Raw genomic sequence first — 23,763 nt, 5'->3', positions numbered from 1 at the left:
AGCTTAGTGTAGCGTTTATTCTAGAAAAAGCGATAAAAGCCTGAAAAAAGTTCACAGAATGAAAACGAATTTGGCATATTTGATTTATAGTATTTGCATAAACTTATCATAATGATTTTGAGGACAATAAGTTCAATGAAAAAACTCCTTTTGAGTGGCTTAGCAACCGCAGTTTTCGCGATTTCAGGCAGTGCAATCGCTGCAAATTTTGTGGCAGGTAAAGATTATACGGTCGTACCGACCCCAGTTCAGGTGGAAGTGCCAGGAAAAATTGAAGTCCGTGAGTTCTTCTGGTATGGCTGCCCACACTGTTTCAAACTTGAACCACATATGCAGACTTGGTTGAAAAAGTTACCGAAAGATGTCCGTTTTGTGCGTACACCTGCAGCGATGAATCCGGTATGGGAACAAGGTGCGCGAGCTTATTATGTGTCTGAAGCTTTAGGCGTACGTAAGAAAACACATTTGATGTTATTGCATGCCATTCATGAGCAAAATCAACCGATTTTAGAACAACCGGCTTTCGCCAAATTCTATACTCAGTTTGGTATTCCTGAAGCGAAATTTAACAGCACTTATAAATCATTTGCGATCACTTCAAAAATCGCACAAGCACAAGATTTGGCCAAGCGTTATCAACTCAGTGGCGTACCTGCGGTGACAGTCAATGGTAAATATATTGTGCAAGGTGAAGACGAGAAAGTTGTTCAAGTGGTGGACTACTTAATTGAAAAAGAACGTGCTGCAAAATAAGCTGAATCTGTTTTAAGTCCTTGACCCATAAAAAAGCCTGCTGATGCAGGCTTTTTTATGGGTCAACGATGTTTATTGCGCAGCTGATGCTGGCTGCAATAAATCCTCATAACGCAGCTCAATTTTTCTTAAGGTTTTTAAGCGCCAAAGTTGATGACGGGCTTCAGCCTCATAACCATTGAAAGCCAAGAGTTTGGCAAACTTGGTTAAATCATAAGGAATCGGGTAGTTCAACACCATTTCCTCATAGTCATGAATTTGCTCAGGGCTGACTTTGCTATATGGATTTAACTGAATCCATTCAATGCGACGGTTAAACTCTGACAGCAGTAAAATGTGATCTTGATTGGTAAACTTTTCAGGGGTGTGCTCATAACGTGAAGCCTCATTCAGCTTTGGTACCATCAGCTCGTAGTCACGAATAATCAGTGCGGCCAAGACCACACAGACAGTAAATGTGATCGGCATGGCAAAGCTCGGTAAAGTCCACGTTTTCACTTTTTGCTGTGCTTGAATGATGCCTAGAATCAACCCGAGTGGTAGCAAGAAATAAGCGTAGAACAACGGAAATTCGAGCATACCGTGAATCAGCAAAGCGCCGACCATCAGGAGGCCAATCACAGATTCGAGCGATGTCGCATGCTTTTGCAGTTGATAGCCCCAATAGCTGAGATAAGCAAAAAATGGAATCGCAATTACCAATCCATTCCACACAATAAAGTCGAGAATGAAGTTGTGCGCACTTTTCACCCAAACTGGGCCTTGAAACTGATCACTGATGAGGGTGTAAGCCACACTGGTTTGATGCCAACCATAGCCAAACCAAGGTCGCTCAGCAATGGCATGGAGCATCTGTTGCCAAATGGCAAGACGTGACATATCACCCGTTGCCCGCGCAACTGCATCACGGGTTTGGGTCACTTCGACATTAGACAGTTGAGCCAACAGGTGATTGAGCTGTGGAATAAAGGCAGTAAATGCAATGAACAACGCAAACCATGCAAGGGCACTATACCACTTCAGTTCAACCACACCCTTGTACTGCTGATAGAGCAAATACAGCAGTACACAGATACTTGCGACCCATGATGTGCGAGACTGACTTAGGGCTACCGCAAATAACATCAATGCAGCACTTGTGCACAGTAGAATCGAGTTGAGTTTTTTCTTTTCAAATAGGTAAAGCGTGCCGAGTAAGGACAGAATGAGAAAGCTTGCCATATTGTTCGGCTGAGCAAAGTTGGCATAAGGACGATCGCCTTTTAAGGCGGTCATGCCAGGAATATACTGTTCAATATTGAGCCATTGGCAAGTGGCGATGAGCGCTGTCACCAGACCGACCGACCAAAATACACTACACAGACCACTAAATAATTGCTCACGTTCTAAGGGTTTTTGGCTCAGGTTAAACCCTAAAACGATACTCAGCCAGAATGCAAAGATATATAAGCCACACATCAGTGCTTTGCTGAAAAAGAACAGCTCGCCAAAACCGTACTGAATGAAGGGCACCAGACTCAATAGCAATAGTGGCAGACTCACTTTCGGGAGCAAGAGTTTTTCTTTTAAAAATAAGGCAGAGAGTGCAAATAAAGATAAAAATGCAAACAATTCACCTGTATAGGTGACCCAAGGTCGATAATGAATGGGCAATAGCCATGCCAAGGCAATACAGACACTCGCGACTAAAAAAAGAAAAAAACGCATAGGAGCTACAGATGAAAAAACTGGCTCTATGATAGTGAAAAAGCATCCAAGTTTGAGTAAAGCGCATTAAAAATTTTGTAATACAGCAAAAATTACGTCTGTGAGCGGCTTAATGTAAGGTCGGATTGGCGTGTTTGGTTTGAGCAGATGGTCGTTGCCAATTGGAGATTCCACGGAACATGAGTTGAATCTGCACGATGGTTTGCAGTTTAAATGCATCCTGTTGCTGTTGGAGTTTCTCGGGAGCTACATCTCGACCCAAACCAATCCAACGCATGGCCCAGTTAAAGGAGGCATCCATTAAAATATTGGCCAAAACCTTGAGGTCTTCGCTGTCATGGATATGTTGCATGCTTTCAATACGGGTTAATTCATGCGCGAAGTCATCGATTAAAAAGGCAATTTCTCGCTCAACGGCGGCACGGATCAAGGCAGAACCACCCCAACGTTCTCCAATCAAGAAAATCCACTGTTCAGGATGTTGCTCTACGGCATGAAAAAATAGGTCTAGACTATGCTCAATCGTGGCATGTGGGCCATAAACATAGCTTTGTCCCAGTTGCGTTAACATACTTTTGATGTGGAGCGCCGCTTGGTCGACCAGTTCAAGTCCCAGCTCATCCAAATCATTAAAGTGACGATAAAAAGCGGTCGGTACTAAACCCACTTGGCGAGTGACTTCACGGAGGCTAATGCGACCAAAGGAGCGTCCCGAGGTGCTGAGTTGTAATGCCGCATTCAGCAAAGCTTGGCGGCTTTGTTGTTTACGCTCTTCCCGAATAGACATAGATGATCGCCTCAGCCTCTTTTAAGCTTTAGTTTAACAAAGAATATGGACGGTTAGGGAAGCAGGCGATCAATTACAAATGCAATGCAGTCAGACAAATGCTTTGGGTCTGCTTCTGCTATACTATGCACCAACCTATTTAGTCAGATGAAGGGCGTATTATGCGTATCGACCAACGAACATTAGATCAATTACGTGATGTCACCATTACTCGTAACTACACACGTTATGCGGAAGGTTCGGTATTGGTTGAGTTTGGTCATACCAAAGTTCTTTGTACTGCAAGTATTGATAACTCAGTACCACGCTTTTTAAAAGGCAAGGGGCAGGGCTGGGTAACCGCTGAATATGGCATGCTGCCACGTTCGACGCATACTCGTAGTGACCGTGAGGCTGCACGTGGTAAGCAAAGTGGTCGTACTCAAGAAATCCAACGTTTGATTGGCCGTAGTCTACGTGCCATGGTGGATTTAAAAAAACTCGGTGAAAACACCATTACCATCGACTGTGATGTGATTCAGGCAGATGGCGGTACACGTACTGCTGCAATCACCGGTGCTGCGGTGGCTCTGATTGATGCGATGAATACGTTGCTTGAGAAAAAGAAAATTAAGCAAGATCCATTAAAAGGCTTAGTGGCTGCAATTTCAGTTGGTATTTTCCAAGACGAAGTGCTGTTAGACTTGTGCTATGAAGAAGACTCGAACTGCCAAACGGATTTAAACGTGGTCATGACTCAAGCTGGCGAATTCATTGAAATTCAAGGCACGGCAGAAGATAAACCGTTTACCCGTGTACAGTGTAATGCCATGTTAGAAATGGCTGAAAAGGGCATTCAAGAATTGGTAAAAAAACAGCAGCAAGCACTGGGCTGGTAAGTTTTAAGCCAATAAAAAACGCACTCTAGAGTGCGTTTTTTATTGCGTGTCGATTGAATACAGACTAGTGGAATTAAGCATTAAAACGCATAGAAAGGTCGACTGCTTTGACATCTTTGGTCAATACACCCATCGAAATATAATCCACGCCTGTGGTTGCGACTTCACGTAAGTTAGCAATGGTGATATTCCCTGACGCTTCTAATTTACAACGTCCTGCAACATGTTTGACCGCATCAATCATTTGTTGTTGGCTAAAGTTGTCTAACATCACGATATCGGCTTGGGCTTCTAATGCTTGCTCTAATTCAGCCCAGGTTTCGACTTCGACTTCGACAGGTTTGCCTGGGGCAATTTGATGTGCTTTGGCAATGGCTTGAGCGATGCCACCTGCCGCCATGATGTGATTTTCTTTAATTAAAAAAGCATCGAATAAACCTAAACGATGGTTTTGACCGCCACCGACCGCGACCGCATATTTCTGGGCAATACGTAGACCTGGTAGGGTTTTACGTGTATCGAGCAACTTGGTGTTTAAGCCATCTAGCTGTTTGACATATTCCGCCGTTTTGCTGGCCACAGCAGATAGCGTTTGTACAAAGTTGAGTGCAGGGCGTTCAACCGTAAGTAAGCTGCGTGCTGAACCCGCCAGTTTAAAAATGATTTCATTGGCACGAACCAGATCACCATCATTTTTTAGCCAAGTGATTTTGACACTTGGATCAAAAGCTGTAATTAATGCATTGACCCAAGGTTGACCTGCAAGAATCATGTCTTCACGGCTAATAATGGTCGCAGTCGCTTGTTCATCTTCAGGTGTTAAAAGCGCCGTAATGTCACCATCACCAATGTCTTCTTGTAATGCCTGTTGAATATTCAGTTGAATAGATTGTTCAAGCAGTTGCTGCGATATGCTCATCCGATTGTCCGTATCTTTTATAGAAGCCATGAAAATTGCGCAATATATTAGCATTTTTCCTGAAAAAGGCGTGAAAATTTCAGAATCAAACGCTGACCAATTTGAGAAATGACTGGGAAAGATTTAGCATGAGAGACATTAGAAAAGATTGCCCGAAGGGCGCAATGGGTTTAAGGAATAAAAATATGCAGGTCATTCCGCTGTTTGAAGTGCAAGCAGGACAACTGCTGGGAGCAAGACAAATTCCATCGCCTAATTTTAACGCACGTCCTGCTGCTACTGAAATTCAACTGATTGTCATCCATAATATTAGCTTGCCTCCCTCACAGTTTGGTGGCGGTTATATTGAACAGTTTTTCCAAAATCAATTGGATTGGTCCGTACATCCATATTTTAAAACCATTCAAGGCATGCAAGTCTCAGCGCATTTATTGATTTTAAGAAGTGGCGAAGTCTTACAATTTGTCAATTTTAACGACCGTGCGTGGCATGCAGGACGTTCAAGCTATTTGGCCAAGAAAGAGTGTAATGATTATTCGATTGGCATTGAGCTTGAGGGCAGTGATGACTTGCCATTTGAAGATGTCCAATATGAAACATTGGTACACGTGACGGCCTGTTTACAACAGGCCTATCCTCAAATTCAGCAGCATTTGGCAGGACATTCCGATATTGCGCCAGGACGTAAGACCGATCCAGGCGCATTTTTTGATTGGTTAGACTATCGAAATCGTTTGCAGCAGTTAAAAAGTCAATGAATTGAGAGTCGACAACAACATTAAACAATCAAATATTCGCTGAAGTTTCATTACAATAGCGGCAAATGAAAAACTAGGTGGATACGATGGCGCTGTGGCGGTCAACCGTAATTGTAAGTGCAATGACCATGCTTTCTCGGGTCTTGGGTTTGGTACGAGACATTGTCTTACTGAATGTCTTTGGTGCAGGGAAAGATTTCGATACTTTTGTAGTGGCCTTTCGTATCCCGAACTTCTTCCGTCGGCTGTTTGCTGAGGGAGCATTCTCACAGGCATTTATTCCAGTACTGACCGAATATAAAGCTGGGCGTACCCATGCGGAAGTTCAAATTCTGATTAGCCGTGTCTTTGGTTGTTTGATGACCGTTATGACGGCTTTAACCTTCCTCGCTATGGTCGCCGCCCCAGCAGTGCTATACATCTATGCACCAGGCTTCCATGCCGATCCAGAGAAGTTCGACCTCGCGGTTTCAATGTTCCGCCTCACTATTCCTTACTTATTGTTTATGTCGTTGACGGCATTTGCCAGCAGTATTTTAAACAGTTATGGTTCCTTTGCTTCGCCCGCCTTTTCACCAGTATTGCTGAATGTTGCAATGATTGCGGGGGCATGGTGGCTAACGCCGTATATGGCAGAACCGATTATGGCACTCGGTTGGGCGGTGATTGCTGCGGGCGTATTACAACTGGCGATCCAAATTCCTGAACTCTGGCAGAAAAAGTTACTGATTCCACCGAAAGTCGATTTTAAACATGAAGGTGTGGATCGCATCATGAAATTGATGCTGCCTGCGTTATTTGGTGTTTCTGTCACGCAAATCAACTTACTTTTGAACACCATTTGGGCTTCGTTTATGCAAGATGGTTCAGTGTCATGGTTATACAGTGCGGAACGTATGACTGAGTTGCCTTTGGGCTTGATTGGCGTAGCGATCGGCACGGTGATTTTACCTGCCTTGTCGACCCGTCATGCAGAGCAAGATATGTCGAAGTTCCGTGGCATGATGGATTGGGCTGCCAAGGTCATTGTTTTAGTGGGGGTACCTGCGAGTATTGCGTTGTTTATGTTATCGACTCCTATTATTCAGGCCTTGTTCCAACGTGGTCAATTCACTATTCAAGATACACAAATGACGGCTTTAGCGTTGCAATGTATGAGTGCTGGGGTGATTTCATTCATGTTGATTAAAGTCTTTGCACCTGGTTTTTATGCGCAACAAGACACCAAAACACCAGTCCGTGTGGGGTTAATGGCCGTTGCCGCAAATGCGATTTTAAACGTGGTGTTTATTGGCTTCTTTAAACTGATTGACTGGCAGGCAGAGCATATGGCGTTAGCTTTAGCCTCTTCGGGCTCTGCTCTGGTGAATGCGGGGATGCTGTATTTCTATTTACACAAGCGCGATATCTTCCGTTTTGGCGCACACTGGAAAAAACTATTTATCCAGTTTGGTATTGCTAACACCATGATGATTGCGGCATTGTGGTATGCATTGAGTTGGTATAATGGTGACCTGTCACAGTGGATTCGCGTTGTCGAAGTGGTCGGGTTGTGTGTAGTTGGCGTCGTGGCTTATGCGATAGGTTTGCTCCTTACAGGTTTTAGACCACGTCACCTCAAACATGAAGCATAAAACAAGGTAATGCTTTGTTTTATGCTGCAAGACCGACCAGCGAAGCGCGTAGCTTAAACAGCATGGCTTGGTTTGAAAATAGATTGAAATCAATAAAAAGCCTGATCACGAAGATCAGGCTTTTTATTTTGTGTGTAGTATTACTTTTGCATTGCTGCCTTATTTTGGCAACACTTCAATCAGTTCCACATCAAAAATTAAGGTACTGTTCGGTTCAATCACATCGCCTGAGCCAATTTGACCATAACCCAGTTTAGATGGAATAAAGAAACGGTATTTCGCCCCTTCTTTCATCAGTTGCAAACCTTCAGTCCAACCTTGAATCACTTGGCTGACTTGGAATTCTGCAGGTTGTTGGCGGGCAATCGAACTGTCAAAAACCGTTTGATCAATTAAACGTCCTTCATAATGGACTTTGACTCGACTGTTGGCCTTGGGTGACTTGCCTTGGCCTTGTTGTAAAACCATATATTGCAGGCCTGAAGCCGTGGTTTTCACCTCGGGTTTTTTCGCATTTTCAGCTAAAAAGGCTGCACCAATTTTGGCATTTTTATCAGCTAATTGTTTAACTTCTAATAACTGTTTTGCCTCTGCTTGGCGTTTATATTGGGTAAGTACTCGCGCCATGTCTTCATCACTTAATGAAGCAGCTTGACCTTTAGATGCTTCACGTAAGCCTTGCACAAAAGCATCGAGATCTAAATCTTGAATAGACTCGGCATTGCTCCGACCCATGAGGTATCCGAAGCTATAACCGACTTGTTGGTTGATGCTGCTTTTATTATTAATCGGTGCAGCAAAAACAGGTGTAGAAAGTAACAAGCCACAGAGTAATGTTGTTTGAATTTTCATATTGTATTCTCAATAAAAATAGGAGAGCAAAAGCTCTCCTTTGATTGACTTGTCTTATTTTACTTTGATCAGTTCAACATCAAAAATAAGCGTGCTGTTGGCTGGGATCATGCCAGGTACACCTTGTGGGCCGTAGCCTAAGTTAGAAGGGATGTAAAGTGTCGCTTTTCCACCTTCTTTCATGAGTTGTAGGCCTTCAGTCCAACCCGGAATCACTTGGTTTAAAGGAAACTCAATCGGTTCGCCACGTTCAAGCGAACTATCAAACACTTTACCATCGACTAGTTGACCTTTGTAATGTACGGTCACGACAGAGCTGGCAGAAGGTTGTTTGCCTGTGCCTTCTTGCGTAATTTTGTACTGTAAGCCTGATGCTGTGGTTTTCACCCCAGGTTTTTTCGCATTTTCAGTTAAGAAGCTGTCACTGGTTGTTTGTGCTTGCTTCGCATCATTAGCCTGCTTTTGCTGCATTTCTTGTTGGAACTGCTCATAGGCTTGTTTTAATTCTTCTTCAGTATAGGCGGGTTGGCTACGGGCATGACCTGCGCGAACACCGGTGACAAAACTGTTAATATCGAGTTCTGGTGGAGTTTGATGAGCAACTTCATAGCCCAGTGCATAGCTAATTTTTTCTACGGCAGATGCATTTTTTGAAACTTGGGCTTCGGCTGAAGCTGGGTGTTGAGATGCATAATAAACGGGAACAAGTGCAGCACCGCCTAGAATAACAGCTACAGCAATGGGTAAGGCTTTACTCATGTGAAATTTTTCCTAATTCTATTACATTCAGAAAGTTTTTTAGCATCTTAGCAGACTTCATGAATGACGTGTTTTGTACCGCCAGTACATTTTCAAATTAATATATGCCGAAGTCCTTAAAAAAACTATAAGGATTTGAATATATAAACGTTTGTCATACAAAATAAAAAGCCAGAAATCAAGTTCTGGCTTTTTATCGGTGAAAGGATGTATTTAGTCTGATTCTTTATTGGCTTTATAGGCATAAGCATAGTTATAGCCATAGCCATAGCCATAGCCTGCACTTGAACGCTGAATATCGTTTAGAATGAATCCATTGACTTTTACACCGGCTTGTTCGAAGCGATTGAGGGTCAATTCAAGCTCCTTCATCTGTGTTTTCGCATAACGGGCAATCACTAAGTTAACACCTGTGTATTGAGAAATAATGATGCCATCCGTCACAGCTAAGACTGGTGGAGTATCGATAATGACATGATCAAATTTCTCTGACATTTGCTCTAATAGATTTTTGAACTGGTTAGAGCTTAGTAGTTCAGAAGGATTCGCTGGACTTTTTCCGCGAGAAATTACACTTAAGCCTGGCACTTCTGTATGGCGAATAACCGTGTCTAAACTTTGTTGACCATTGAGTAACTCTGTTAAGCCGGGTTGTGTGTCGAGATTAAAATATTTGTGTAAATAACCACGACGTAAGTCTGCATCTATGATTAATACGCGTTTGTCACTTTGTGCCAAAATTGTGGCTAAGTTGGTTGAGATAAAGGATTTACCAACTTCAGGTGCTGGACCTGAAATCGTAATCAGATTATTTCGGGCAGAGCTTAGAGCGAAATGAATCGCTGTACGCATACTTCTTAAGCTCTCAATAGCAATATCATCACTATTTTTAACAGCCAGAATAGGAATATTCTTTTTCTTCTTTAAAATATTAATACGGCTTTCTTGCACAGGTGAACGAGGAACCGTTGCATACACGGGCAGATCCAACTCATTTTCAATTTGAGAGGAGTCTTTGATCCCTGAACGCATCATATTACGTAATAATGCCAAGAGTGTACCTAGGAAACCACCTAAGAAAATAGATAGAATTAAAATCTGTAATTTTTTCGGTGCAATTGGCTCAATCGGTTCCACAGCTGTATCGACAATACGCACATTCCCAATCTCGCCCGCTTTTGCAATTCGTAGCTGTTGATAAGAGTTAAGCAGGGCAGTATATAATTGCTGTTTGACTTCAACTTCACGGTATAGCTGTAAATAACGACGTTGTAAATCTGGCAGTTCTTTTAATGTCGCATTTAACTCACCAATTTTTTTATTAATAGCTCCTAGTTGCGCATTCATTTGCTGCATGACTGGATGTTCAGCAGTATATTTGGCACCAGCTTCAGCCACTTGTTGTTCAAGTTGTGCTTTTTGCGTCTCTAAGGTTACGCTTTGGGTTAAAAATAACTCAGATTCTTTCGTAACATCTACGGTGTTATATTGTTGGCGAAATTTATTGAATTCACGCTCAGCTACATCAAGTTGTTGTTTCAGCTCTGGTAGTTGTTCATCTAAGAATTTAAGTGTTTGCGCTGTTTCAGCTGAACGACGTTCAATGTTTTGTTGGCTATAAGAAACCAGAATAGCATTGAGTACTTGGGTAATGTGAGTTTTGTCTGTACCTTGATAATTGAGCCCAAGAATACCTGTTAACTTTCCTTTTTCTGCGACAGAATAATTTGTCAAGATATGATTGACTGCAGCAGGTAGAGATTGTTTTTGAATGAGATAAACATCATTTAGCTGGTCTTGTGTATAAATAGAAATATTCCACAAGCCATCGGCAGTTCGTAGAGTATTCGCTTGGTTCGTTTTGCCTGTTAAAATGACTTGTTCAGTTTGCGTATTCGTTAAGCTAAACTGACCATCTTTAAAGCGAAGTTCAAGACTTTTATCACGGAAGTTCGATGGAACATTAAACTGACGGATGTCAAAGGCTTCATCATCATCTTTAAACAGCACCGATTTCGGCTGGTACTCTGTTTGATAATGATGTGGAGACAAGAGGCGGTCAGTAAATGAATTTTCCGTGCCTGAAATTTTAAGATCTAAATTCAGATGTTGAATGACATTGCCTAAAACTAAACGCGATTTTAAAATTTCGATTTCTGCTTGAGCGGGTTGTTTTTGCTCAACCATGCTCGAGAGATCACCTAATAGAGCTGCGGAAGCACCTTTATTTTCTTCTACTTGTACCAAGGCATCGACCGAATAAGTATCTGGAGTTGCTCTTAAGTATAGTAGGGCGCAAATTAGACTCAAAAGGATACACAGCGCAATTAACTTCCATTGTGCGATCAATGAGAAAAATAATTCTTTTAAATCAATAGTGTCTTCTGTATTTGTAGTTTGGCTCATAATCGTACATCAAAGTTAAATATGTTTAGTCCAATCTGCTACACAGGCTTGTATAAGCAGGGAAGTTTCATCAAAAAAAGCTTGATCATGTTGATAGGGGTCAGGAATGTTTTTACCTTGCCAATGACCTAAGCGAAATGTTTTTCCTTTTGCAAATGGCCATGTTTGCTCAATATGTTTTTGTTGATTTTGGCTCATGACTAAAACCAGATCGGCTTGTTTAATGTGTTCTGCATTTAGCTTTTTAGCAATATGGGGCTGCATGTCAATGCCCACATGCTGCATACACCGTTGTGCTTTTTCATCGGCTGGATGGCCGACCACACCAGAAATACCCGCAGAATGAATATTTAATTGCGGATAATGCTGTTTGAGTAAGTACTCGGCCATTGGACTCCGGCAGATATTTCCCACACATACTATCAAAATATTTTTAAATTTCATTATTGCCCCACACGATCAATATTATAAATCACGTTTGAGAATGGAATGACTTGATTGATGACACGTTGCCAACGTGTTAAACCTGAGGCATCGATGTACACAATATCATTGCTTTGCATTTGAAATTTATTTGCCAGTCCAAAATCACCAATACTGGTTAAATCTAGGTGATAGACATCAGTGATCCCTGCATCACGATGACTACGCACCACATAAATTTTGCTTCGACTGCCTGAAAGTGGATTTAAACCGAGGCTTTCCCCAATGACATCACTTAAGCTAATACCCTGATCTCGCATCGGGATTGGTTTGTTTTGTCCTGATTCACCCATTACGTAAATTTTCTGATTTTCTTTTGAGTTTACATAAAGTGTATCGTTAGGCTGAATCAATAAATTGTGTAGTGAATAACCAGCCTTTTCAAGCGAAATGCTATTGAGATTATAAGTTCTACCTTGGCGGACAAGTGTAATAGAGGTGTTATCTCCTAACTGAGGATTGATACCGCCAGCTAAACCTAATGCAGTATAAACACTTGTGGGTTGGTCAGTTAAAGTAAACTGTCCACCTTTCATGACACTGCCTTGTACAGAGTAGCGTTGTCCTTGATACGATAGAACACGAGCAATGACGTCGGGTGTTTTTAAATAACGTGAAAGTTGGCTGCGTAATTCTTGGTTGACTTGTGTTAAAGACTTTCCTGCGGCTTTGTAGCGACCAATAATAGGAAACTGGATATAACCGCTTTGGTCAATTTGATAACCGTTCGATTTGATCGCTTCTTCATTACTGATGGTATTCGTTGGTGGGGTAATCTCAGGATAAGCCCAAAGATAAATGGAGAGAATATCTCCGGCACTGAGCTTGTAATTTTTTTGAGGAATATTGAACAAATGAGAAAAATATTCTTGATTGTATTGGGCAGGTTGGACAGCTGGTAATGATGTTTGGGTGAGTTTCACAACATTGACTTGTGTGCCTAACTCTGTCTGATACATACCTTCCGCAGGTAAATCATAAGTTTGTAGCCCAGATGTCAGAGCGCATCCAGTAGATGTCATGATAAAGGACAATAGAATTATAGATTTAAAATGTCGCACAAAAATTCCCATTTTAGATTTTTTAAAATCATTTCAATTAAACAGCATTTTACCGAACTTAGCTTTAGGGTATATAGCAAATTGTAATCAATTTTTATAGTAAGAATTTTTGTTGATTGCTATGGATACATATTTTGCGAATTTTACTATATTGAGCAAAATAGCAGGATCTATCTAGTCTCTAAGTTTAATCAAACAGGACCGAACTAAGAATTTGGTAAAAAATCATAACAGAAAGTTCATGTTTTTCTGATAGTATTTCTGCCGATTGATTCATATTCATAACAGAAATAAATAAGGCGTTAAAATGCTACAACTCTCTGATCTGAAAATAGCAGTGATTGGTTTAGGCTATGTTGGTTTGCCATTGGCAGTTGAATTTGGTAAAAAAGTGCCGGTTGTTGGGTTTGATATCCACACAACACGGATTGAAGAATTAAAAAGTGGGCAAGATCATACTTTAGAAGTATCTGCAGACGAGTTGAAAGAAGCAACTTATTTAAGTTATTCATCTGATTTGGCTGATTTACATAGTTGCAATTTTTTTATTGTGACCGTACCAACACCTGTTGATGAGGTGAATCGTCCAGATCTGACGCCTTTAAGGAAAGCGAGTGAAACATTAGGTAAGGTCATTAACAAAGGTGATATTGTTGTCTATGAGTCAACCGTCTATCCTGGTGCTACAGAAGAAGTATGTATTCCTGTGCTTGAGAAAATATCAGGCCTAAAATTCAATCAGGATTTCTTTGCTGGTTATAGTCCTGAGCGTATTAACCCTGGCGATAAGGTAAATACCTTAACCAAGATTAAGAAAATCACCAGTGGTAGCACGCCAGAAGTTGCTGATAAAGTAGATGCAGTCTATGCCAGCATTATTACTGCGGGTACCCATAAAGCTTCAAGTATCAAAGTTGCAGAAGCTGCTAAGGTAATTGAGAATACACAGCGTGACTTAAATATTGCTTTGGTGAATGAACTCTCAGTGATTTTTGATCGTTTAGGTATTGATACCATTGACGTACTTGAGGCCGCTGGCAGTAAGTGGAATTTCCTACCATTCCGCCCTGGTTTGGTTGGTGGGCATTGTATTGGTGTCGATCCTTACTACCTAACCCATAAAGCAGAAGAGGTCGGTTATCACCCACAAGTGATTTTGGCGGGCCGTCGTATTAATGACAATATGGCACGTTATGTGGCACGTAATACTATCAAGCGTATGTTACAAAATGGTATTGATGTGCCTCGCGCAAAAGTAGGGGTACTTGGCGTTACCTTTAAAGAAAACTGTCCCGATATCCGTAACAGTAAGGTTGCAGACTTAATTAAAGAGTTTGAGGCTTGGGGGGCTCAGGTGGTTGTGTTCGACCCTTGGGCAGATGCTGACGAAGTAAACCATGAGTATGGTATTGAGTTGGGGCTGATTGACGCTGAACACCCTGTCGATGCACTTGTTGTCGCTGTTGGACATAATGAATTCCGTAACTTGTCTGCTGCTGAGCTAAAAACATATGTGCGCAGCGATAAGCCTGTTCTTGCAGATGTCAAAGGTTTATTCGACCGTACAACTCTGGCTGAACAAGGTTTTACAGTATTCCGTCTCTAATTTAAAAATTGAAAAGAAGTGAAACGATGAAAAAATTTGCTCTTATTGGTGCGGCTGGATATATCGCACCACGCCATCTTAAAGCGATCAAAGAAACGGGTAATACTTTAGCTGTTGCCATGGATGTAAATGACTCTGTGGGGATTATGGACAGTCATTTTCCTGAAGCGGAATTCTTTACTGAATTTGAAGAGTTTGAAGCCTATGTAGAAGACCAGAAATTAAAAGGAGAAAAGCTGGATTACGTTGCAATCTGCTCACCGAACTATTTACATGCGCCGCACATGAAGTATGCGTTGAAAAATGGCATTGAAGTCATTTGTGAAAAACCATTGGTATTGAATTCAGAAGATTTAAACATGCTTTCTGAATATGAAAAACAATATGGTGCCAAGGTAAACTCAATTTTACAATTACGTTTACACCCATCTATTATTGCATTGCGTGATAAAGTACAAGCTGCGCCTGCAGATAAAGTATTTGATGTCGATTTAACTTATCTGACTTCACGTGGTAAATGGTATTTAAAGTCGTGGAAAGGCGTGGACAACAAATCTGGCGGTGTAGCAACTAATATTGGTGTACATTTCTACGATATGTTGCATTTTATTTTTGGAAAAATCGTTAAAAATGAAGTGCATTTCCGTGATGAAAAAACCTCTTCTGGTTATTTAGAATATGAGCGTGCACGTGTGCGTTGGTTCTTGTCAATTGACGCGAATAACCTTCCGGACAATGCGGTACAAGGTGAAAAACTGACTTATCGCAGTATTACCATTGAAAATGAAGAGCTTGAGTTTTCAGGTGGTTTTACAGATTTACATACGCAGAGTTACCAACGTATTTTGGAAGGCAAAGGCTACGGTGTGGAAGAAAACCGAGCAGCAATTGAAACAGTGGAAGTCATTCGTGTTGCTCCTATTGTAGAAAATCCTGCGAACCCTCATCCATTGTTATTTAAGGTCAAAGCATAATGAAAATTACAAATGACTTAGTTTATCAGGCAACCAATGTTGTATTGGAAAATGATTTTAACTATGACGGATTAGGCCTGTTGGTAACCTTTTCGAAAGGTAAATTACTGTCCTTTATTGAAAATCCAAAATATATTGTGCAATTAAACCAAAATTCTAGTATTCATGGTATTTTTTGTACAAAAGAACTCGCAGAGCTTAACGCATTTAGAAATGATATAGATGTAATCATTGTCGATGATCCCAAATGGTTCTTTTTTTCTTTAGTTGATTATTTAGCAAAAAATAAAAAAAGATTAGAGACGGCTATTCATGAAAGTGCTCAAATAAATTCTACAGCTTATATTAGTCCTCTTGGGGTTGTAATTGGTAAAAATTGTATTATCGAGCCTCATGTTACCATTCATTCAGATGTTACACTTGGTGATAATGTAATTGTGAGGGCTGGTACAGTATTGGGCGGTGAAGGGTTTGAGCATAAGAAAACTCTTAAAGGTATCTTGTCTGTTACTCATAATGGTGAAGTTATAATTAATAATAATGTCGAAATAGGTGTTAATTCACATGTTGCTAAGGGCTTCTCATACCGACCGACAGTTATTGGGGAAAGTACAAAATTAGATGCTTTTGTTCATTATGCTCATGGTGTGCAATGTGGAAAAGAGTGTCTAATTGTTGCACATGCAATGATTGGTGGTAATGTAGATATTGGTAACAATGTCTGGATTGGGCCTTCAGCAGTGATAACAAATCGTATCACTTTAGAGGATAATTGTTTCATTACTTTAGGGGCAGTTGTTACTAGAAGAGTGAAGAGTGGTGAAACGGTTTCTGGAAATTTTGCAATACCTCATCAAAAATTTTTAAATAACTTAAAAAGATCACTTGCTAATGATTGAATTTATTGATTTAAAAGCACAGCAAGCCCGTTTGAAAGATAAAATTAAAGCGGGTATTCAAAATGTTTTAACCCATGGTCAATATATTTTAGGCCCAGAAGTTGGAGAGTTAGAAGAAAAGCTTGCTGCTTATGTGGGTGCAAAATACTGTATTACATGTGCAAACGGTACAGATGCTTTGCAAATTGCTCAAATGGCTTTTGGTATTGGTCCGGGTGATGAAGTTATTACGCCTGGATTTACCTATATCGCAACGGCTGAAACAGTTGCAATATTAGGTGCAACGCCAGTATATGTAGATGTAAATCCAAAAACATATAATTTGGATATTGAACAATTAGAAGCAGCAATTACACCGCGTACTAGAGCAATTATTCCTGTTAGTCTATATGGTCAATGCGCAGATTTTGATGCGATTAACGCGGTTGCTGCAAAGCATGGCATTCCAGTAATAGAAGATGCAGCACAAAGCTTTGGTGCAACGTATAAAGGTCGTAAAAGTTGTAACCTGACCACTGTTGCTTGTACAAGTTTCTTCCCTAGTAAGCCTTTAGGTTGTTATGGGGACGGTGGTGCGATTTTTACCAATGATGATGAACTGGCAAAAGTGATTCGCCAAATTGCACGACATGGTCAAGACCGTCGTTATCATCATATTCGTGTAGGTATGAATAGTCGTTTGGATACATTGCAGGCTGCAATTCTTTTACCAAAATTAGAAATTCTGGATGAAGAAATGCAAGCACGTCAGCGTGTTGCAGAAACCTATACCAAACTGTTTAATGAAGCGGGTGTTGATACTACGCCATGTATTGAAGCGCATAATCAAAGTGCATGGGCGCAATATACCATTCAAGTTGAAAACCGTGATGAAGTACAAGCCAAGTTAAAAGAGCAAGGTATTCCTACAGCGGTACATTATCCAATTCCATTGAATAAGCAGCCAGCAGTAGCCAATGCGAATGTAAGCTTACCTGTTGGTGATGCAATTGCTGAGCGAGTAATGAGTTTACCAATGCATCCTTACTTGACTGTAGAAGCTCAAGAAAAGATTGTTGCGGTATTTTTGAGTAAATAAGTTGTGAAAAGCCTTCTTGAAAAAGTTAATGCAAAGTTAAATGCGCAAGGAGGCTTTTTAAAGTCTATTACGTTATTGGCTGGTGGTACAGCATTTGCTCATGCAATTACAATTTTAGCCTTACCATTTATTACAAGACTATATGCGCCGGAAGACTTTTCGCGACTCGCAATTTATACAAGTTTATTGAGTATACTTTCGGTAATAGCTTGTTTGCGATATGAAATTGCTATCCCATTACCAGAAAGTGATGCTGAAGCAGAAAGACTCCTTATAATATCCATTATAAATTGTCTTATATTCTCAATAATTTTATTTCTTTTTTTATGCTTTTATAATCAAAAGGTACAGACATGGCTTGATAGTAAATATTTTTCACAAATCACATGGTTATTACCTATAGGTGTGTTCTCTGCGAGTTTATACTCTGCATATAAGTTTTGGTGTACGCGGACTAAAAATTTTAAGGCTATAGCCAAGACCAAATTTGAGCAAGCGATCTCCTCCGTTATTTCCCAATTGAGCTTAGGGTGGCTGGGAATGACATCAATCGGTATGCTGGTGGGTCAGTTTTTTTATAATAGTGCTGGAGTGTTTAGTTTAATACGTAAAAAGAAAAAATTCTCAAGATATAGTTTAAAAGAAATAATTCAAACATATAAAAAATATAATAATTATCCTAAATACTCTGTAAGTGAAGCTCTATTTAATACAGCAAGTGTGCACTTACCTATGCTACTTATCGCTATTATAGCTGCATCGGAAGAGGCTGGATATTTATTGTTAGCTTCAAAAATTATGATAATACCAATGGTGCTAATAGGGACAGCTGTTTCACAAGTTTATTATGCTCATGCAAATGATGCAAAAAATAAAGGTGAATTAGAAGAATTCACCAAAAATTGTATGCTAAAACTACTAAAAATTGGTTTTATACCATTAATTGCTATTGGATTAATTGCACCTTGGGGATTTTCTTTAATTTTCGGTGAAGATTGGAAGCGGGCTGGCGAGTTGGTTGCATGGATGACTCCATGGTTTTTAATACAGTTTATAGTGTCGCCTGTCTCCATGGTTTTTCATGTTGCAATGAAACAGAGATTAGCCCTTATATTACAATTTATAGGTTTTTTTCTAAGGGTTGGCAGTATTTTTTTAGCACTTATTGTTTCTGAAGATTTAGTAAGTGAGTTTTATGCATTGAGTGGATTTATGTTTTATTTAATATATTTAATATTAATTCTATATATACTGAAAGATATTGATAATAAGAGATTTTTTGATGAATAAATTATTCTATTTTTTAGAAAGCAAATATGTATATTTGCTTTTCTCTATTATGTGGAAAATAATTTTAGATCTTTCTTATGTTTTGTATGTTGGAAAATATTTTGAATATGCAGGTTTTTTAAATAACTTTGACTATTCAACTTATATATTAAGTTGGATTTTATGTTTTATTGGATTGTTTTTTTCATCAAAAGTCATTAATAAACCATCAGATTTTTTCATTTGCTTTTTCTTGCATATTGCAATATTTCCTCTTTTAACATTTATATCATTTAATGCTATTTATAATTATTTAACGGTTGTTGTTGTTTTTCTTAGTTATATATTAGTTTATTTTTATTGTAATTATAAATTTTTTAAAGTAGCTAGAGTTGCTAATGTAAAAAATGGACCAATAATATTGAAATATATTTCATTTGCATTAATAGGTTATTTGATTTTTTGGTATCTTATTTCTGGTGCTGTGAATAATTTTAATTTAGATTTGAGTAAAGTGTATGAATTTAGGGAGATTAATGCTGAATTAACGAATGTTGGTTTCTTGGCATATTTAAACTCTTGGGTTTATCAAATTTTTACTGTTGCATTAATGTGTTATGCATTGCTCAAAAAAAATTATCTTTTTTTTGGTGTTTTATGTGTAATTCAAACTTTTTTCTTTGGGGTAAATGCACATAAATCTATTTTATTTGCTCCTTTAATGATTTACGTTATTTATTTTTATTTTTCAAGTACTAAGGCGCTTTCTATACTGCCTTTATTACTCTCTATAATGGTCGGTGGGATGTTGGTTTTATCTTTTTATAATCCAATTTCAATTTTACCATCTATGTTTATTCGACGTACTTTTTTTGTTCCTGCATTTTTAACATTTAATTATTTTGATTTTTTTTCAAATCATTCATTTAATTATTGGTCAAATTCAATTTTAAAAAGTTTTATTCCAGAAATATACCCCGAGGGCGTTTCAAAAGAGGTTGGTAATTATCTGGGATCAGGAACCAATGCAAATAATGGCTTTATAAGTAGTGGTTATGCTCAGTTTGGTTATGTTGGTGTTTTTATTTATGTTTTAATCTTCTCATATATTTTAAAGTTTTGTGATTATTTGTCTGCAAGAATTGGTAGTAATTGGTTTTGTATATGTTTACTTATTATACCAATTAGGAATGTTTTCTTATCATCGGATTTATTCACAACACTGTTAACTCATGGTTTATTAGTCTCTATATTTATTTTAATTTTAGTTCGCTCTCCAAATGATAATGGGTATCAGAAATGAAAAAAATTGCGCATCTTACATCCGTTCATCCAAGGTATGATGTCAGAATTTTTGTTAAAGAGTGCTCATCTTTAGCGAAAAAATATCAAGTTAATTTAATTGTTGCTGATGGTAACGGTGATGAAATAATCAATGATATTCAAATTCATGATGTTGGAAAATTCAATGGCCGTTTAAATCGTATGTTAAAAGCAACACAAGCTGTTTTTCAAAAGGCAAAATTTATTGATGCTGATATATATCACTTACATGATCCGGAGTTGATACCTATTGGCCTAAAATTAAAAAAACTTGGAAAGAAGGTCATTTTTGATGCTCATGAAGATTTACCTAACCAAATAAAGGCTAAGCACTACTTACATCCAGTTTTTAGATCTTTATTGTCAATGAGTGTTAAATATTATGAACAATATGCTTGTTCAAGATTAGATGGAATTATTGTTGCGGCTGAACCAATTATTAAAGATAAATTTTTAGCAATTAACCCTAAAACAGAAGATATTAATAATTATCCAAAGTTAGAGGAACTAGCAGATATATCTGAATCAAAAAGAATTAACAATCAAATATGTTATGTGGGTGGTATTACTCGAGTCCGTGGTATTATTGAAATGGTTAAGGCTATTCAACTAACTGAAGCTGATTGTCAATTAGTCATAGCAGGGAATTTCTCAGATAGTAGTTTAGAGGCTGAAGTAAAGTCTTTGCCAGGATGGAAGAGAGTAAAATTTTTAGGTTATGTTGACCGAGCTGGTATTAGAAACATAATGGAAACTTCATGTCTTGGCTTGGTTACGTTACACCCTACAGATAGCTACTTAAATTCTATGCCAATTAAAATGTTTGAATATATGTGCTCTGGTATGCCAGTAGTTTCATCTGACTTTCCTTTATGGCAAAAAATTATCAATGATTCTCAAAGTGGGAAATTTGTAGATCCATTAGACTCACTTCAAATTGCTAAAGCAATTGATTTCTACTTATTAGATAAGGAAGAGTCATTAAAAGCTGGTCAATTTGGTCGAGAGTTCGTTTTAAAAAAATATAATTGGGCCAATGAAGAAGAGAAATTATTTAACTTTTATGATGACATCCTCGGTAGAAAATAATGTTAGAAAGAAAAACTTTTTGGATTATTAATCAATATAGCTCTACTCCTGAAATAGCTATGGGGGGGAGACATTATTATATTGCTCAGGAATTGGCTAAGAAAGGACATAAAGTCTATGTTGTTGCTGGTTCTTATAGTCATTTACTAAGAAGCCCTAAGATATTTGATGAAGAGTTTCTCTTTGAAGAAAGAGAGCCTAATTTTACTTTTATATGGGTTAACTTGCCTAAATATTATGGTGCACACGATAAAAAAAGAATTATTAATGAATTTATTTTTTCATATAAAATTAAGAAATTAAAAAAAATTATTAAAGATAAACCAGATGTTATCTTACATTCCTCGCCTGCGCTTATTACTTATTTTGGTGCAAGTTATTTAGCTTCTTTTTTTAAAGTACCTTATATTTTTGAGGTTAGAGATCCTTGGCCACTTACATTAACGGAAATTGGTGGCTATTCCAAAAATCATCCATTTGTACTTTTTTTACAATGGATAGAAGACCGTGCATATCTAAGAGCGGATTTTGTTTTCTCTAATTTTTTTAATGCGATTGAGCATATGCAATCTAGAGGGTTGGATCGCACGAAATTTCATTGGGTTCCAAATGGAATTTCTTTACCAGAGGTTGAAAATAAGGAAGCTTTAGATATATCGGTATTAGAAAAAATACCAAAAGATAAGTTTATCATTGGCTACACCGGTACTATAGGAACTGCAAATGCAATGAATTACCTTATTGATGCAGCCGAATACCTAGTAAATAATTCTTCCATACATTTTGTTTTGGTAGGAGATGGAAAGGAAAAAGTTAATCTAGAAAAACGTGTGGTTGAAAATAATTTGACCAATGTGACTTTTATTTCATCTATACCAAAAAAACAAATTCAAAGTATGCTTGAAGTTTTTAATGCTTGTTATATAGGTTGGCTTGATCATAAGATGTACAGGTTGGGAATTGCTGCTAATAAATTACCTGAATACTTATATTCAGGAAGACCTGTCATACACTCTTATTCTGGAGCTGGTGATTTTGTTCAACAAGCAAATGCTGGGATAAGCATCGAAGCAGAAAAACCTAATTTAATTGTTGACTCTATTTTAGAATTATACAGGTTACCTATTGAAGAGAGAACAAGTATGGGTGCGCGAGGGAAACAATTTGTTATTGAGAATTTAAGTTATATGAACATAGCTGCCAAACTTGAAAGTATTGTTTTCCAAAGTGATTCCAATTAATGAAAAGATTGCTTGATATTATTATTGCCTCTATTGCGCTTATTCTCCTTTCTCCCTTATATGCATTTGTTGCTTATAAAGTGAAAAAGAATCTAGGTTCGCCGGTATTATTTCGTCAAGTGCGCCCAGGTTTAAATGGTAAGCCATTTGAAATGATTAAATTTCGCACCATGAAGGATGCGGTGGATGCTGAAGGCAATCCTCTACCAGATAGTGAGCGTTTGACGCCATTTGGTAAAATGCTGCGTTCAACGAGTTTGGATGAAATGCCTGAGCTTTGGAATGTCATAAAAGGTGATATGAGTGTGGTTGGCCCACGTCCGTTACTTATGGAATATTTACCTTTATATAATGAAGAACAGGCAAAGCGCCATAATGTGCGTCCAGGTATGACTGGTCATGCACAGGTGAATGGACGTAATGCCATTAGTTGGGAAGAAAAATTCAAATTAGACACATGGTATGTCGAAAACCAGTCAACAGTATTAGATTTTAAAATCATGTTTAAGACTGTGCAAAAAGTCATTGCAAAAGATGATATTAGTGCGGAAGGTGAGGCGACAATGACTCGCTTTACAGGATCAAACAATAAGGATGAAGAATAATGTCGGATAAATTGATCGGTGTTTACGGTGCAAGCGGATTTGGCAAAGAGGTCATGCCGCTGGTACGTGCACAATTTATTGAGTTAAGTAAAGAAAATTTTGTATTTATTGATGACGGTCAGACAAATACAGATTTAAACGGATATCAAGTACTAAGCTACACTGATTTTATTAATGATTTTAAAACCGATAAACGTGTGACAATTGCAATCGCAAATAGCCAAGTACGTGAAAAATTGGTGGCTCGTTTAAATCAGGACAATGTTCAACATTTAGAAATTCAAGCAGCGAATACAGTTATTTTAGATGAAGTAGAAATGGGTGAAGGGAGTTTACTTTGTCCATTCACTTGTTTGACTTCAAATATTAAAATTGGCAAGTTTTTCCACGCTAATATCTATAGTTACGTTGCTCATGACTGTGTGATTGGTGACTACGTGACCTTTGCTCCAGGTGTGAAATGTAATGGCAATATTCATATAGAAGATCATGCCTATATCGGTACTGGTGCTGTGATCAAACAAGGTACACCAGATAAACCATTGGTGATTGGTAAAGGTGCGATCATTGGGATGGGTGCAGTAGTAACCAAAAGTGTTCCCGCAGGTGTTACCGTCGTAGGTAATCCAGCCCGAATTTTAGAGAAAAAATAAAGATTTTTGTAAGAATTTAACTAGGAAAA

Annotated in this window: 22 protein-coding genes; 14 read left to right on the top strand and 8 right to left on the bottom strand. The window is 38.6% G+C overall.

Annotation, left to right across the window (positions count from 1 at the left end; all coding sequences use genetic code 11):
• Positions 1 to 135: 135 nt before the first annotated feature.
• A complete protein-coding gene (locus tag CDG62_RS18980; RefSeq protein ID WP_087527576.1) occupies positions 136 to 753 on the top strand; it encodes a thiol:disulfide interchange protein DsbA/DsbL in 618 nt (205 codons plus the stop codon).
• 72 nt (positions 754 to 825) lie between these two features.
• Here the strand turns inward: CDG62_RS18980 and CDG62_RS18975 are convergent, their stop codons facing one another.
• Complete coding sequence (locus tag CDG62_RS18975) at positions 826 to 2,460, bottom strand: O-antigen ligase family protein (protein ID WP_087527577.1); 1,635 nt, start codon at positions 2,458 to 2,460, stop codon at positions 826 to 828.
• A gap of 109 nt (positions 2,461 to 2,569) precedes the next feature.
• Positions 2,570 to 3,247 (bottom strand): TetR family transcriptional regulator, encoded by a 678-nt coding sequence (locus CDG62_RS18970; RefSeq protein ID WP_087527578.1) that lies wholly within the window; start codon positions 3,245 to 3,247, stop codon positions 2,570 to 2,572.
• A 161-nt stretch (positions 3,248 to 3,408) separates the two neighbouring features.
• Between CDG62_RS18970 and rph the strand changes: the two genes are divergently transcribed.
• The gene (rph, locus tag CDG62_RS18965; protein WP_004684198.1) at positions 3,409 to 4,125 is read left to right on the top strand and encodes a ribonuclease PH; all 717 of its coding nucleotides are present in this window, start codon (positions 3,409 to 3,411) and stop codon (positions 4,123 to 4,125) included.
• A 73-nt stretch (positions 4,126 to 4,198) separates the two neighbouring features.
• Here the strand turns inward: rph and nadC are convergent, their stop codons facing one another.
• Positions 4,199 to 5,044: a carboxylating nicotinate-nucleotide diphosphorylase gene (gene nadC, locus CDG62_RS18960; protein ID WP_087527626.1), complete on the bottom strand. Its 846-nt coding sequence runs from the start codon at positions 5,042 to 5,044 to the stop codon at positions 4,199 to 4,201.
• 185 nt (positions 5,045 to 5,229) lie between these two features.
• Between nadC and ampD the strand changes: the two genes are divergently transcribed.
• On the top strand, positions 5,230 to 5,802 hold the full coding sequence (gene ampD, locus CDG62_RS18955; RefSeq protein WP_087527579.1) for a 1,6-anhydro-N-acetylmuramyl-L-alanine amidase AmpD: 573 nt from the start codon (positions 5,230 to 5,232) through the stop codon (positions 5,800 to 5,802).
• Between the two features lie 77 nt (positions 5,803 to 5,879).
• Complete coding sequence (murJ, locus tag CDG62_RS18950; RefSeq protein WP_171405725.1) at positions 5,880 to 7,436, top strand: murein biosynthesis integral membrane protein MurJ; 1,557 nt, start codon at positions 5,880 to 5,882, stop codon at positions 7,434 to 7,436.
• 159 nt (positions 7,437 to 7,595) lie between these two features.
• On the opposite strand, the gene CDG62_RS18945 is transcribed toward murJ, so the two are convergent.
• The 5 genes from CDG62_RS18945 to CDG62_RS18925 form a co-directional block, all read right to left on the bottom strand.
• Positions 7,596 to 8,288 carry an FKBP-type peptidyl-prolyl cis-trans isomerase gene (locus tag CDG62_RS18945; protein ID WP_087527581.1) on the bottom strand — a complete coding sequence of 231 codons (693 nt, stop codon included), beginning with the start codon at positions 8,286 to 8,288 and terminating at the stop codon, positions 7,596 to 7,598.
• A 54-nt stretch (positions 8,289 to 8,342) separates the two neighbouring features.
• Positions 8,343 to 9,047 carry an FKBP-type peptidyl-prolyl cis-trans isomerase gene (locus CDG62_RS18940; protein ID WP_087527582.1) on the bottom strand — a complete coding sequence of 235 codons (705 nt, stop codon included), beginning with the start codon at positions 9,045 to 9,047 and terminating at the stop codon, positions 8,343 to 8,345.
• A gap of 213 nt (positions 9,048 to 9,260) precedes the next feature.
• Complete coding sequence (locus CDG62_RS18935; RefSeq protein WP_087527583.1) at positions 9,261 to 11,453, bottom strand: polysaccharide biosynthesis tyrosine autokinase; 2,193 nt, start codon at positions 11,451 to 11,453, stop codon at positions 9,261 to 9,263.
• A 15-nt stretch (positions 11,454 to 11,468) separates the two neighbouring features.
• The gene (locus CDG62_RS18930; RefSeq protein ID WP_087527584.1) at positions 11,469 to 11,897 is read right to left on the bottom strand and encodes a low molecular weight protein-tyrosine-phosphatase; all 429 of its coding nucleotides are present in this window, start codon (positions 11,895 to 11,897) and stop codon (positions 11,469 to 11,471) included.
• The gene (locus CDG62_RS18925; protein WP_087527627.1) at positions 11,897 to 12,997 is read right to left on the bottom strand and encodes a polysaccharide biosynthesis/export family protein; all 1,101 of its coding nucleotides are present in this window, start codon (positions 12,995 to 12,997) and stop codon (positions 11,897 to 11,899) included. The genes CDG62_RS18930 and CDG62_RS18925 overlap by 1 nt, the downstream gene beginning before the upstream one ends.
• A 307-nt stretch (positions 12,998 to 13,304) precedes the next feature.
• On the opposite strand from CDG62_RS18925, the gene tviB reads away from it, so the two are divergent.
• Genes tviB through CDG62_RS18875 form a run of 10 tightly spaced genes read left to right on the top strand, consistent with a single transcriptional unit; the run spans position 13,305 to position 23,734 of the window.
• Positions 13,305 to 14,603 carry a Vi polysaccharide biosynthesis UDP-N-acetylglucosamine C-6 dehydrogenase TviB gene (tviB, locus tag CDG62_RS18920; RefSeq protein ID WP_087527585.1) on the top strand — a complete coding sequence of 433 codons (1,299 nt, stop codon included), beginning with the start codon at positions 13,305 to 13,307 and terminating at the stop codon, positions 14,601 to 14,603.
• 26 nt (positions 14,604 to 14,629) lie between these two features.
• Positions 14,630 to 15,577 carry a Gfo/Idh/MocA family protein gene (locus tag CDG62_RS18915; protein WP_087527586.1) on the top strand — a complete coding sequence of 316 codons (948 nt, stop codon included), beginning with the start codon at positions 14,630 to 14,632 and terminating at the stop codon, positions 15,575 to 15,577.
• The gene (locus CDG62_RS18910) at positions 15,577 to 16,476 is read left to right on the top strand and encodes a UDP-3-O-(3-hydroxymyristoyl)glucosamine N-acyltransferase (RefSeq protein WP_087527587.1); all 900 of its coding nucleotides are present in this window, start codon (positions 15,577 to 15,579) and stop codon (positions 16,474 to 16,476) included. The genes CDG62_RS18915 and CDG62_RS18910 overlap by 1 nt, the downstream gene beginning before the upstream one ends.
• Positions 16,469 to 17,554 carry a DegT/DnrJ/EryC1/StrS family aminotransferase gene (locus CDG62_RS18905; protein ID WP_087527588.1) on the top strand — a complete coding sequence of 362 codons (1,086 nt, stop codon included), beginning with the start codon at positions 16,469 to 16,471 and terminating at the stop codon, positions 17,552 to 17,554. The genes CDG62_RS18910 and CDG62_RS18905 overlap by 8 nt, the downstream gene beginning before the upstream one ends.
• A gap of 3 nt (positions 17,555 to 17,557) precedes the next feature.
• Entirely contained in the window at positions 17,558 to 18,844 is a 1,287-nt protein-coding gene (locus CDG62_RS18900; RefSeq protein ID WP_087527589.1) for a lipopolysaccharide biosynthesis protein, read from the top strand.
• Entirely contained in the window at positions 18,837 to 20,126 is a 1,290-nt protein-coding gene (locus CDG62_RS18895) for an oligosaccharide repeat unit polymerase (protein ID WP_087527590.1), read from the top strand. Before CDG62_RS18900 ends, CDG62_RS18895 begins: the two co-directional genes overlap by 8 nt.
• Positions 20,123 to 21,235, top strand: a complete 1,113-nt coding sequence (locus tag CDG62_RS18890; protein ID WP_087527591.1) for a glycosyltransferase — start codon at positions 20,123 to 20,125, stop codon at positions 21,233 to 21,235. The genes CDG62_RS18895 and CDG62_RS18890 overlap by 4 nt, the downstream gene beginning before the upstream one ends.
• Positions 21,235 to 22,476 carry a glycosyltransferase family 4 protein gene (locus CDG62_RS18885; RefSeq protein WP_228254416.1) on the top strand — a complete coding sequence of 414 codons (1,242 nt, stop codon included), beginning with the start codon at positions 21,235 to 21,237 and terminating at the stop codon, positions 22,474 to 22,476. Before CDG62_RS18890 ends, CDG62_RS18885 begins: the two co-directional genes overlap by 1 nt.
• Entirely contained in the window at positions 22,476 to 23,081 is a 606-nt protein-coding gene (locus CDG62_RS18880) for a sugar transferase (protein WP_087527593.1), read from the top strand. Before CDG62_RS18885 ends, CDG62_RS18880 begins: the two co-directional genes overlap by 1 nt.
• On the top strand, positions 23,081 to 23,734 hold the full coding sequence (locus CDG62_RS18875; RefSeq protein WP_087527594.1) for an acetyltransferase: 654 nt from the start codon (positions 23,081 to 23,083) through the stop codon (positions 23,732 to 23,734). Before CDG62_RS18880 ends, CDG62_RS18875 begins: the two co-directional genes overlap by 1 nt.
• Positions 23,735 to 23,763: the final 29 nt, after the last annotated feature.

Source organism: Acinetobacter sp. WCHA55 (assembly GCF_002165305.2).
Classification (GTDB): domain Bacteria; phylum Pseudomonadota; class Gammaproteobacteria; order Pseudomonadales; family Moraxellaceae; genus Acinetobacter.
This window is presented reverse-complemented; position numbering and strand designations above follow the sequence as displayed.

Bases quoted from the DNA above. Each gene is read 5' to 3' on its own strand.
- CDG62_RS18980 (WP_087527576.1), top strand. From the start codon at position 136: ATGAAAAAACTCCTTTTGAGTGGCTTAGCAACCGCAGTTTTCGCGATT.
- CDG62_RS18975 (WP_087527577.1), bottom strand. From the start codon at position 2,460: ATGCGTTTTTTTCTTTTTTTAGTCGCGAGTGTCTGTATTGCCTTGGCA.
- CDG62_RS18970 (WP_087527578.1), bottom strand. From the start codon at position 3,247: ATGTCTATTCGGGAAGAGCGTAAACAACAAAGCCGCCAAGCTTTGCTG.
- rph (WP_004684198.1), top strand. From the start codon at position 3,409: ATGCGTATCGACCAACGAACATTAGATCAATTACGTGATGTCACCATT.
- nadC (WP_087527626.1), bottom strand. From the start codon at position 5,044: ATGAGCATATCGCAGCAACTGCTTGAACAATCTATTCAACTGAATATT.
- ampD (WP_087527579.1), top strand. From the start codon at position 5,230: ATGCAGGTCATTCCGCTGTTTGAAGTGCAAGCAGGACAACTGCTGGGA.
- CDG62_RS18945 (WP_087527581.1), bottom strand. From the start codon at position 8,288: ATGAAAATTCAAACAACATTACTCTGTGGCTTGTTACTTTCTACACCT.
- CDG62_RS18940 (WP_087527582.1), bottom strand. From the start codon at position 9,047: ATGAGTAAAGCCTTACCCATTGCTGTAGCTGTTATTCTAGGCGGTGCT.
- CDG62_RS18935 (WP_087527583.1), bottom strand. From the start codon at position 11,453: ATGAGCCAAACTACAAATACAGAAGACACTATTGATTTAAAAGAATTA.
- CDG62_RS18930 (WP_087527584.1), bottom strand. From the start codon at position 11,897: ATGAAATTTAAAAATATTTTGATAGTATGTGTGGGAAATATCTGCCGG.
- tviB (WP_087527585.1), top strand. From the start codon at position 13,305: ATGCTACAACTCTCTGATCTGAAAATAGCAGTGATTGGTTTAGGCTAT.
- CDG62_RS18915 (WP_087527586.1), top strand. From the start codon at position 14,630: ATGAAAAAATTTGCTCTTATTGGTGCGGCTGGATATATCGCACCACGC.
- CDG62_RS18910 (WP_087527587.1), top strand. From the start codon at position 15,577: ATGAAAATTACAAATGACTTAGTTTATCAGGCAACCAATGTTGTATTG.
- CDG62_RS18905 (WP_087527588.1), top strand. From the start codon at position 16,469: ATGATTGAATTTATTGATTTAAAAGCACAGCAAGCCCGTTTGAAAGAT.
- CDG62_RS18895 (WP_087527590.1), top strand. From the start codon at position 18,837: ATGAATAAATTATTCTATTTTTTAGAAAGCAAATATGTATATTTGCTT.
- CDG62_RS18890 (WP_087527591.1), top strand. From the start codon at position 20,123: ATGAAAAAAATTGCGCATCTTACATCCGTTCATCCAAGGTATGATGTC.
- CDG62_RS18885 (WP_228254416.1), top strand. From the start codon at position 21,235: ATGTTAGAAAGAAAAACTTTTTGGATTATTAATCAATATAGCTCTACT.
- CDG62_RS18880 (WP_087527593.1), top strand. From the start codon at position 22,476: ATGAAAAGATTGCTTGATATTATTATTGCCTCTATTGCGCTTATTCTC.
- CDG62_RS18875 (WP_087527594.1), top strand. From the start codon at position 23,081: ATGTCGGATAAATTGATCGGTGTTTACGGTGCAAGCGGATTTGGCAAA.